Raw genomic sequence first — 9,395 nt, forward strand, 5'->3', positions numbered from 1 at the left:
TGAAGAACCGGATCCTGCTCGAGAACCACTATCTGCCCGGCGCGCTCGAGGCCGCCATCGGCGACTTCATCGATCACTACAACCACCGCCGCGTCCACGAGAGCCTCGGTAACGTCACGCCTGCCGATGCCTACTTCGGCAGGGCGCCGGCCATCCTCGAGGAGAGAAGGAGGATCAAGGACGAAACCATCCGGCAGCGCCGCTTGCTCAACCAGCAGCCCGCAGCCTAACGTCAACCCAATCGAGCCAGACCCTCCAAAGCGTCATGGCCTCCGAAGTCCCGAAATATCTGACGACGGACAGCTCGCGTCGATATTGACCTCGCTCATGTCGTTGACGATGACGGCAACACGCCGGCCCTCGCGGTTGTTGAGGACATGGTTCAGCAGCGTGGTCTTGCCCGCGCCGAGGAAGCCGGAAAGCACGGTGACGGGCAGGCGGTTGGTCGGTTTGGCTGTGTCGAGCATGGCTCACCCCTTATCCTGGGAAAAAAATAACTTGACGTGCCCGGCTATGAGCCGGGCACGCATGCGCTGAAGGTGGTGAAGCTGGTGCCTAAGTGTCAGTCGTGGTCATGCCTGTCACCGTGGCTGTGCCCTTCTTCGCGCTCGTTGTCGTGATCGTGGCCGTCGGCGCTTTCCGCATGACCGTGTCCATCGTCAGCTTGGCCGTTCTCGCCGCTATGTGCATGGCCATCGTCATGGCCATGCCCTTCCTCGCCGCCATGAACCACTCCGGAGCCGCCTACAGCGACGATGTTGAAGGGCCTGCCTTCGACCTTTATCTCGCCGGCCTTCTCGAAGCTCGATGCGTTAACAAGATGCAACTTGCTGTTCAGCGGATCGGTGACGACGATGTTGTCTCCAGCGACCGCCACGCGCGGACGCGGATCGGACCAGTGGCCGTCCATCGAATAGGGATCGGTCAACCTTAGCGAATGCTCGATCTCGCCGTGGATCACATCGATCTGGTGGAGTTGCCCATCTTCGGTGAACACATAGGCGAAGCGCGCCCGAACCGGATCGACCGCAAAATGCACCCGACGCGTCGGCAACTCGATCCGGCGGAATGCCTCGGCTTCATTGGGGTCAATCAGCACCACCGCGTTGGGGCCATGATTGCCGAGGAAGTATTGCAGCCCACGGCCGCCGATCAGCGTCGAGACACGACCTTCTGGCAGACCGTCGGTGAAGGACAGAGGCTCGACCACTGGAGCGCCATCGCCGGAGCGGACAATCAGGATTCCGTCTGCGCATCCGCCGAGGGCAACCAGATTGCCCGACGTGGCCTCGCCATGCAGGCCCACGCAGGAGATGTCCTCTCCAAGCTGGTTGCCGTCCCGGTCGAGGATACGGACGGCAATAGGCGGGTTCGACGGGTCCTCCGGATTGGGCACCGAGACGATATCGTGGCTGCCGAATGGAATAACCACGCCGTGATGGGGAGCGCCCGCCGCAACATCGCGGGTTTCGACATGACCTTCCAGCGCCTCGCTTTCTTCAAAGATTCGCGCCACGCCTTCGCCATCAAAGAATACGGCCCAATGGCCGCTATGCTCGACGAAATGCGACGGCCGTTCGCCGGTGAACTCGGCGCCGGTCAGTTTGGGCGGATCCACGTCGATGTCGGCGTGATCGCCATGATCGTGGAAGGCGATGCCGCTCGCGATGGCGGTCACCGCGCCCGCGGCCCCCTGAACGGCGTAGACCGCCTCGCCGCTATCGCTGCGGAAGAGGTTCGCCGGTCCCTTGATCGTGAGGGTATCGAGCACGTCGCCGTCGAGCGCGTCGATCACTGTCACCTTCGCATCGGCGTGGTCAGAGACGAACAGCCTCCAGGCGGTAAGCTCGGTGCTGTCCTCATCCGCCAGAGCGGCGCCGCCGGCAAGGCAGGTTGCCATTGCGAGGGCCGAAACGCTCAGCAAAAATCTTCTCATGTTTCTCTCCTTTATGTTAGCACATTACAGTTCCAGGTGGATAACGCGGCCGGGGTCTGATTCTCAGTCGGCGGCCAGCGCCGCGGTGATCGTCGCGACGTTGTGGCGCATCAGTTCCAAATAGGTAGGAGCCGGGCCATCCGGCTGAGACAGCGCGTCGGAATAGAGTGTCCCGCCGAGCGACAGGCCCGCCTCCGAGGCGATCTGCTCGACAAGGCGCGCATCGGCGATGTTCTCGGCAAAGACAGCAGCCGCACGGCGCTCCCTGATCTCGCGAATGAGCGAAGCGACATCGGCGGCCGAGGCTTCCGATTCCGTTGAGACACCCTGCGGCGCGAGGAAGGTCACCCCGTAGTCTCGCTCGAAATAACGGAAGGCGTTGTGGGCGACGACGGCAACGCGCCTGTCTTCGGGGATGGCGTCGACCGCCTGCCTGACGTCCGATTCAAGCGCCGTCAGTTCTTCCAGATAGACCTGTGCGTTCTCCTCATATGTCTGGCAGCCTTCTGCATCCGCCTCGCAAAAGGCGCGTGCGATGTTCTGGACATAGACCTTTGCGTTCGCCACGGACTGCCAGGCATGGGCGTCGTAAGGCGCTTCGTGGAAGACCGCGCGGTCTCCGTAGTAGTGATAGTGGCCGCCTTCGGGATCGCGCAGAATTTCAGCGCCTTCCGTCAGCTCGACCACGGGGGCCGTCGTTCCACTCGCCTCGATCAGTCGCGACAGGAAGCCTTCGAACATCAGGCCGTTGACGAGGACCACATCGGCGCGCGCGATTGCGATGGCATCGGCAGGGCGCGGCTCGTAGACATGGGCGTCGCCGTTCGGTCCCACGAGGGTCCTGACCTCAACTCGGTCGCCACCAACGGTTTGCGCGAAATCGCCAATGATGGAGAAGGTCGCCACCACGGAAAGCCTGTCGGTTTGGGCCTGCGCGGGCAGCGTCAGGGAGGCAAATGTTATAACGATCAGCTTTGCGGCAAGCCTTGTCAGTTTCATCAACATCATTCAGTTACCCCGTGGTTGTCAGGCGGTGCGATGCGCCACTCGCGGGAGGCGTGCCAGAAGCACACCGCGCGGGCTCGCGATCACCGAAACAAGATAGGCCGCGCCTGCCGACAGGATGATTGCCGGGCCGGACGGCAGCGAGGCATGGTAGGAAAGAAGCAGACCGGAGATCGAAGACAGGAGGCCAAGTCCGATCGCCAGCAGGCACATGATCTCGACACGTTGGGTCCAGAAGCGCGCGGCGGCGGCTGGCAGAATCATCAGCCCGACCGAAAGCAGGGTGCCGAGCGCCTGGAAGCCGGCGACGAGGTTGATCACCACGAGGCCGAGGAAGATGAAGTGGACCGGGGTGCCGAGACGCGAGACCGAGCGCAGGAACAACGGATCCAGGCACTCGGCGACGAGTGCGCGCCAGAAGATGCCGAGCGAGGCAATGGTGAGCGCGCAGACAAGGCCGATCAGCATCAAGGCATCATTGTTGAGTGCAAGCACGGTGCCGAACAGAACGTGCATCAGATCGACGCTTGAACCGCGCAACGATACCATCAGCACGCCGAGCGACAATGAGATCAGGTAGAAGGCGGCCATCGATGCGTCCTCCTTCTGGATGGTCAGTCGCGCGACCATGCCTGCGCCGAGTGCCACGATGACGCCGGCGATCAGACCGCCGATGGTCATCGGTACGATCTGGAGACCATAGAGGAGGAAGCCCGCAGCCGCGCCCGGCAGGATCGCGTGCGCCATCGCGTCGCCAGTCAGGCTCATGCGACGCAGCATCAGGAACACGCCGACCGGACATGCGCTTAATGAAAGCATGAACGCGCCAAGAAGCGCGCGCTGCATGAAGGCGAACTCGACAAAGGGAGCGATGAACGTCGTGTGGAGCACGTCCATCACGCGGCTCCTCTCTGGTCCGCGCGCGTAGGAATATCCTCGTGATTGGCATCGCCATGATCGTGTGCGTGCGCTGTATGCGGCTCGCACCAGGGCGCGTTTTCGTCCCACGCCTCATGGAACCGCCGCGCGCGTAGCAGGTTCTCCGGCGAGAGCACCTGCCGCGCCTCCCCCCATGCGACAGGCTGGCGCGCCAGAAGCAGGGCTTCGGGAAAGTGCTCGCGCACCAAGTCGAGATCGTGGACCACCACAAGGACTGTACGGCTTTCGCCGTGCCAACGCTTGATGAGGGCGATCAGGTCGGACACTGTCCTGGCGTCTATTGCGTTGAACGGCTCGTCAAGCAGGATCAGGTCGGCATCCTGCACAAGCACGCGCGCAAACAGCGCCCGCTGCAATTGTCCCCCCGACAGCGTGTCGATCGGCCGCTTGTCGAAGCCTTCCAGACCCACTCCCGAAAGAGCCTTTGCAACTGCCTCACGGTCCTCTGGCCGGAAGCGGCCGAGCAGGCCGCGCCGCGGCCAAAGGCCCAGCGATACGAGATCGACCACACGAGCCGGAAACGAGCGGTCCAGTTCCGATTGCTGCGGCAAATAGGCCAGTCGCGTTCCCGGCGCGACCGCGCAGGAACCGCTTATCGGCTTCAGCAAGCCGACAATGCCCTTCATCAGTGTCGACTTTCCCGATCCGTTGGCGCCCACCACGGCAGTCAGTGCGCCCTTGCGCACGGTGCCGTTCAAATGATGGACGGCCGGATGGCAGTTGTAGCCGAGCGTCAAATCGCTAAATGTCAGGCATGCTTCGGGCATTGGGCGGCGTGATTCCGTTGGCTGGACCGGAGCAGGTCTTGAGCGCGATAGCGCGTAATGTTATTACGTCTATCATCGGAGCCGCGATATGGCAACGGACCCCGGAGAACCCAACGATGGTTCATGTGCATGAACTGACGAAGAACCAGACGCTTGTCCTCAATGCCCTGGCAAGGACGGAAGGGCCTTCAAGCGCCTATTCGCTGCTCGACCGGTTGCGCGAGGACGGGTTCCGCGCACCGCTCCAGGTCTATCGGGCGCTGGAGAAGCTGATCGAATACGGCCTGGTCCACCGACTCGAAAGCCTTAACTCCTTCGTCGCCTGCGCGCATCCTCATGACCACAAGCACGGCCTCGTCGCTTTCGCGATCTGCGACAATTGCGGTCAGGTCGATGAGTTCTCCGATGCAACTGTCGAAAAGCGTCTCAAGGGCTGGGCAAACGACCATTCCTACAAGCTCACCAAATCCACCATCGAGTTGCGCGGAACCTGCGCTGCCTGCCTGACGCAGTAAGCGCGGCCGGCGAACAGGCCGCGGCCCAACCCGCACTCCGATATTGAACGGTATAACAGAACATATGCTTTCATCCCCGGAGAACAGCATCGCGGCAGCTCTCCCTTCCGCTTCACCTCATCATGCCGGGATTGCCGGTCGCGACACGATTCCCGTGACCTTGCTGACAGGATTTCTCGGATCGGGCAAAACCACCCTCTTGAATCGTATGCTGGCTGACGGGCGTATGAAAGGCGCCGCTGTCGTCATCAACGAGTTCGGATCGGTCGCGGTGGATCATGATCTCGTTCACAAGGGTTCCGAACGCTATGTCGTCACGACGACCGGCTGCCTGTGCTGCACCGCAACCAGCGATGTTCGCACCTCGCTGTTCGAGTTGCAGGAGATGGCCCGCAGGGGCGACGCCCCCCCGTTCGATCGCGTGATCGTCGAGACGACCGGCCTCGCCGATCCTGCGCCGATCGTGAACAGCCTCATTCCGGGCGGTGCGCCCGCCACCGGCTTCCGCGACCATGCCGTGGCACGCAGGTTCAGACTGTCGAACGTCGTTGCCACCTTCGACGCCGAGGCTGGAGAGGCGGCACTGGACGGCCATATCGAGGCATGGAAGCAGATCGCATTTGCCGATGACGTGGTAATTACCAAGGGCGATCTCGCGCCAGAATCCTCAATGATTGCGCATGGCAGGATTTCGGGTCTCAATCCCTTCGCGCGTCTCCATGACCGACATCGTGCCGGCTTCGATCCGCTCGCGCTCGTCGGCAGCGGCTCCTACTCCCCGACCGGGCGCCTCGAGGATGTTGCGGGATGGCTCGTCATGGAAACTATGGGCGCGCATGAAGCGCACGAACACGATCCTGACCGGCACGGCGACGTAAGAGCGTTGCAGCTTCGGGCGGATGACCCGCTCGATCCGAAGGCCGTCGAGACGTTCCTGACCATCCTGACCGGGCAACAACAAGCCGGACTGCTGCGCCTGAAGGGCTTGCTCGCGCTCGGTGACGATCCGGCCCGTCCGATGGTTGTTCATGCCGTGCAGCATCGGCTCTATCCGTCGCTCCGGCTCGACTGCTGGCCTGATTCCGACACGACCAGCAGGCTCGTCCTCATCGGGACCGATCTTCCCGTCGAACCGATCCGGAAACTCTTCGAAACGCTGGCACGTCGGAAGCGCTCGTGGTGGGGCGGCAAAGGAAAACGATGAAGCTCAATCTCAATCCTCTTCAACGAAACCCTTTAGGCAGGAATCCACGTATTCCCGCCGCAACAGCCGCCATCAAGGACTGGACGCGGACAGCTCTGCGCCTCGAAGACGAGGCGGTCATATCCGTCAACGAGTTGTCCTGCTCGAAACCCGACTGTCCACCGCGTGAAACTGTCGTGCTGATACTGCGTTCAGGCGCGCCGGCGACCCGTATATCCATCCACAAGGCGATCGTGGACATTTGCGAACGGGATGTGATCGACGCCAGCCTCAACAGAGCTGACACCCTGCACGCGAAAGGCCCGTCCGACGCTGCGCCTTGACCTGAATAGGCGAACTTTCGGCACAATCGGAAGGCGGCCATCAACTGGCAGAAAGCAAAGGAACTCGATCATGCAGCACGACGCGATCATTGTCGGCGGCAGCTATGCCGGAATGGCTGCTGCCCTACAAATCCTCCGGGCACGTCGCTCCGTATTAATCATCGATGCGGGGCTCCGTAGGAACCGTTTTGCCAGCCATTCTTTCGGCTTCCTCGGGCAGGACGGCGCCGATCCAGCGCGGATAGCGAAGGCTGCGAGCGAACAACTCAAGGCGTATCCGACGTTGACGTGGATCGAGGGCACTGCCGAGAGGGCGTCGGGAGTGAAGGATGCTTTCGTCGTCACGACCACCGACGGCCGCCGTCATGAAGGCCGTCGCCTTCTGTTCGCTATCGGCGTAGTGGACGAGCTTCCTGCGATCGAGGGGCTGGCAGAACGCTGGGGCAAAAGCGTCTTCCACTGCCCCTACTGTCACGGCTACGAACTGGACCGCGGCCGCATCGGCGTCATCGCAACGGGGCCGGCCTCGCTCCATCATGCGCAGCTTATCCCGGAATGGGGCGAGGTGACGTTTCTGGTTAACGGCGCGCTCACACTCGAAAGGGCTGCGCACGAAGATCTCGCGGCGCGCGGCGTAGCGGTTGAGGAAACGCCGATCGCAAGGCTCGACGGGCATTCAGACGTGCTCCTCGCAGACGGACGCCGCCTGTCTTTCGCGGGGCTGTTTACGGCGACACGTAATGCGCCCGCGACTCCGATCGCAACGTCCCTCGACTGCGAGATCGAGGAGACCCCATTCGGCACGCAGATTCGCACGGATTCGATGAAGGAGACTAGCATACCGGGCGCCTTCGCCTGCGGTGACGCCTCGCGCGTTCCCCACTCCGTATCATTGGCGGTCGGGGACGGAGCATGGGCCGGAGCGACGCTTCATCGTTCGCTGGTCTTCTGATCGCTGATTTCGACGCGTTCTGATCAACTCGCTGTCACCGTGCATGCTATTACATAGTCGGCGCCATGCCGCAGGCCGTCCTCCTGAGAGCACAGGACAACGCCACGAGCACGTATCTCCTCGATCTTCGACCGTAGCGCTGCGACGAGCTTCTGGTCCTCGATCTTGGGCAATCGTCTCAGCGCCATGTCTAGTTGGGAATGTACCCACTTTTCGCGATAACGGTTGGGAAAGCGCTTTGCATGGGTGACTGTGAAGCCGGCGCCTTGCAGGGAATCGACCACCCATTCGGCCGGGTATTCGCGATAGGGGCCTTCATCCGCTAGGAGCAGGCAGGCGTCGCGCAGACGGCCGATCTCCCTGACGATCCGGGCGGCCTCGGTCGGGGCGTCGCCGACGATGTAGGGGTCAAGTCCGACCACGTAGAGATGCCGCCCGACATGCGGCAATAGCCGCTTGAACAGATGAGGCTGGAAATAGGGAGAAAATCCCTCGACCGCGCCGACCAGGTAGTCGGCAAGAACGGTATCGAAAACCTCGCCTTGCAGCAGCGCGGGATCGACCCAGTTGCCGACAAGCAGCCGGTCCTGTGGACGCAGCCGCGGGCCGATCCGTTCCGTGACCTGCCGCGCGTGATCCGTGGCACCCGTCACGCCGACCCATCGTTTCGTAGGCAGGGCGGTGCTCCAGAGGGCGGAATTGAGGCCGGTGCCCGCATCCAGAAACCTGCCCCAATCGGAGCCCGCATGAAGCTGCTCGATACAACGAAACAGTGCGGATACTTGGGCGTCGTTCGCTGCCTTCCCCCGATCATCCAACCCTGTCGGCTGCGCGGATTTCTCGTCCGTCCCCGCGGCTAAGGCGACACCGTCAAATGGGTGCGCAGTCGCGGCGGTTTTAGGGTTTCTCGATGAGGGTTTCTGTGAATGCGTGACCTGGATCGTTCGCACGGGTCAAAAATCCGTTGTTCAATAGGATGTAATGGTATAACAAAACATACTTTCCAGCCTGGCCTTATGAGGGGGTCACATGCAATCCAGAACCGTCCTTTTGTCCGCTGTCAGCGTGATCGCCCTGACCGCCACTGTCCATGCGCAGGAGTTTGTGGACGCTGCCGGGACCACCGTGCTCGACCCCATCATCATTATTTCGGACCCGCTGGGGCGATCGCAGAACGATCTGACCGCGGGCGTGGTGGTGCTCAGCGGCGAAGAGCTGCAACGGCGTCGCGAAACGACGCTCGGCGAGACCCTGACCGGCATCCCCGGCATTCACTCCGATACGTTCGGCGGCGGGGCCAGCCGGCCAGTCATCCGAGGCCAGACCGCTCCCCGTGTGAAAATTCTGAGCGACGGGGCGGGCCTGTTCGATGCCTCAGAGGTATCGCCGGACCATGCGATCCCGGTTGAGCCGATGCTGTGTCCGGGATCAGCGCCCATGGGCCATCTGAGGTGATTTCGTAAAGGAGGGTTTCTGGCTCATCGTAACCGCCAAGGAGTGGAGATGAGACAGAAACCCGGAACGCCCAAGCTGCCGGCCGATCGTGTCGTGAAAGACATCCGTCGGCGCACGCGCAAGCATCATTCGGCGGAGGAGAAGATCCGTATCGTGCTCGAGGGCCTGCGTGGCGAGGAGAGCATCGCGGAGCTGTGCCGGCGCGAAGGCATTGCGACGAGCCTCTACTACAGCTGGTCGAAGGAGTTCCTCGAGGCCGGCAAGAAACGGCTGGCGGGGGACACCGCGCGCCAGGCGAG

12 protein-coding genes and 1 pseudogene are annotated in these 9,395 nt (G+C 62.3%); 7 read left to right on the forward strand and 6 right to left on the reverse strand.

The genetic code is table 11. The annotated features are described in order from the left end of the window. Positions 1–230 (forward strand): integrase core domain-containing protein (locus Q331_RS0118805; RefSeq protein ID WP_026381931.1); only part of this gene is annotated, 230 nt, incomplete at its 5' end. Positions 231–305: 75 nt separating this feature from the next. Here Q331_RS0118805 and Q331_RS0118810 read toward each other — a convergent pair. The 5 genes and pseudogenes from Q331_RS0118810 to aztA form a co-directional block, all read right to left on the reverse strand. After that, positions 306–467, reverse strand: a pseudogene (locus Q331_RS0118810) (GTP-binding protein); the annotation flags it as partial. 95 nt (positions 468–562) lie between these two features. After that, a complete protein-coding gene (gene aztD / locus Q331_RS22720) occupies positions 563–1,936 on the reverse strand; it encodes a zinc metallochaperone AztD (RefSeq protein WP_169738539.1) in 1,374 nt (457 codons plus the stop codon). A gap of 63 nt (positions 1,937–1,999) precedes the next feature. Further along, positions 2,000–2,938, reverse strand: coding sequence for a zinc ABC transporter substrate-binding protein AztC (aztC, locus tag Q331_RS0118820; RefSeq protein ID WP_245615745.1), 939 nt, complete (start codon positions 2,936–2,938; stop codon positions 2,000–2,002). 24 nt (positions 2,939–2,962) lie between these two features. Further along, positions 2,963–3,838, reverse strand: coding sequence for a zinc ABC transporter permease AztB (gene aztB, locus Q331_RS0118825; protein WP_026381934.1), 876 nt, complete (start codon positions 3,836–3,838; stop codon positions 2,963–2,965). Beyond that, on the reverse strand, positions 3,838–4,647 hold the full coding sequence (gene aztA, locus Q331_RS0118830) for a zinc ABC transporter ATP-binding protein AztA (RefSeq protein ID WP_026381935.1): 810 nt from the start codon (positions 4,645–4,647) through the stop codon (positions 3,838–3,840). Before aztA ends, aztB begins: the two co-directional genes overlap by 1 nt. Positions 4,648–4,763: 116 nt before the next feature. Here aztA and Q331_RS0118835 point away from each other — a divergent pair, with 116 nt between their 5' ends. From Q331_RS0118835 to Q331_RS0118845, 4 genes are all read left to right on the forward strand, one after another. Beyond that, on the forward strand, positions 4,764–5,162 hold the full coding sequence (locus Q331_RS0118835; RefSeq protein WP_026381936.1) for a Fur family transcriptional regulator: 399 nt from the start codon (positions 4,764–4,766) through the stop codon (positions 5,160–5,162). A gap of 64 nt (positions 5,163–5,226) precedes the next feature. After that, the gene (locus Q331_RS0118840) at positions 5,227–6,366 is read left to right on the forward strand and encodes a CobW family GTP-binding protein (RefSeq protein ID WP_084175161.1); all 1,140 of its coding nucleotides are present in this window, start codon (positions 5,227–5,229) and stop codon (positions 6,364–6,366) included. Then, positions 6,363–6,689, forward strand: coding sequence for a hypothetical protein (locus Q331_RS23860; RefSeq protein WP_156953424.1), 327 nt, complete (start codon positions 6,363–6,365; stop codon positions 6,687–6,689). Before Q331_RS0118840 ends, Q331_RS23860 begins: the two co-directional genes overlap by 4 nt. Before the next feature lie 70 nt (positions 6,690–6,759). Beyond that, the gene (locus Q331_RS0118845; protein WP_026381938.1) at positions 6,760–7,641 is read left to right on the forward strand and encodes an NAD(P)/FAD-dependent oxidoreductase; all 882 of its coding nucleotides are present in this window, start codon (positions 6,760–6,762) and stop codon (positions 7,639–7,641) included. 23 nt (positions 7,642–7,664) lie between these two features. On the opposite strand, the gene Q331_RS22725 is transcribed toward Q331_RS0118845, so the two are convergent. Next, entirely contained in the window at positions 7,665–8,591 is a 927-nt protein-coding gene (locus Q331_RS22725) for a class I SAM-dependent methyltransferase (RefSeq protein ID WP_156953425.1), read from the reverse strand. A 79-nt stretch (positions 8,592–8,670) separates the two neighbouring features. Between Q331_RS22725 and Q331_RS0118855 the strand changes: the two genes are divergently transcribed. After that, a complete protein-coding gene (locus Q331_RS0118855) occupies positions 8,671–9,096 on the forward strand; it encodes a TonB-dependent receptor plug domain-containing protein (protein ID WP_026381939.1) in 426 nt (141 codons plus the stop codon). Between the two features lie 48 nt (positions 9,097–9,144). Next, on the forward strand, positions 9,145–9,395 hold a 251-nt coding region (locus tag Q331_RS0118860; protein WP_026381940.1), incomplete at its 3' end, for a transposase.

The organism is Afifella pfennigii DSM 17143, assembly GCF_000688515.1.
In the GTDB taxonomy this organism is placed as follows: domain Bacteria; phylum Pseudomonadota; class Alphaproteobacteria; order Rhizobiales; family Afifellaceae; genus Afifella; species Afifella pfennigii.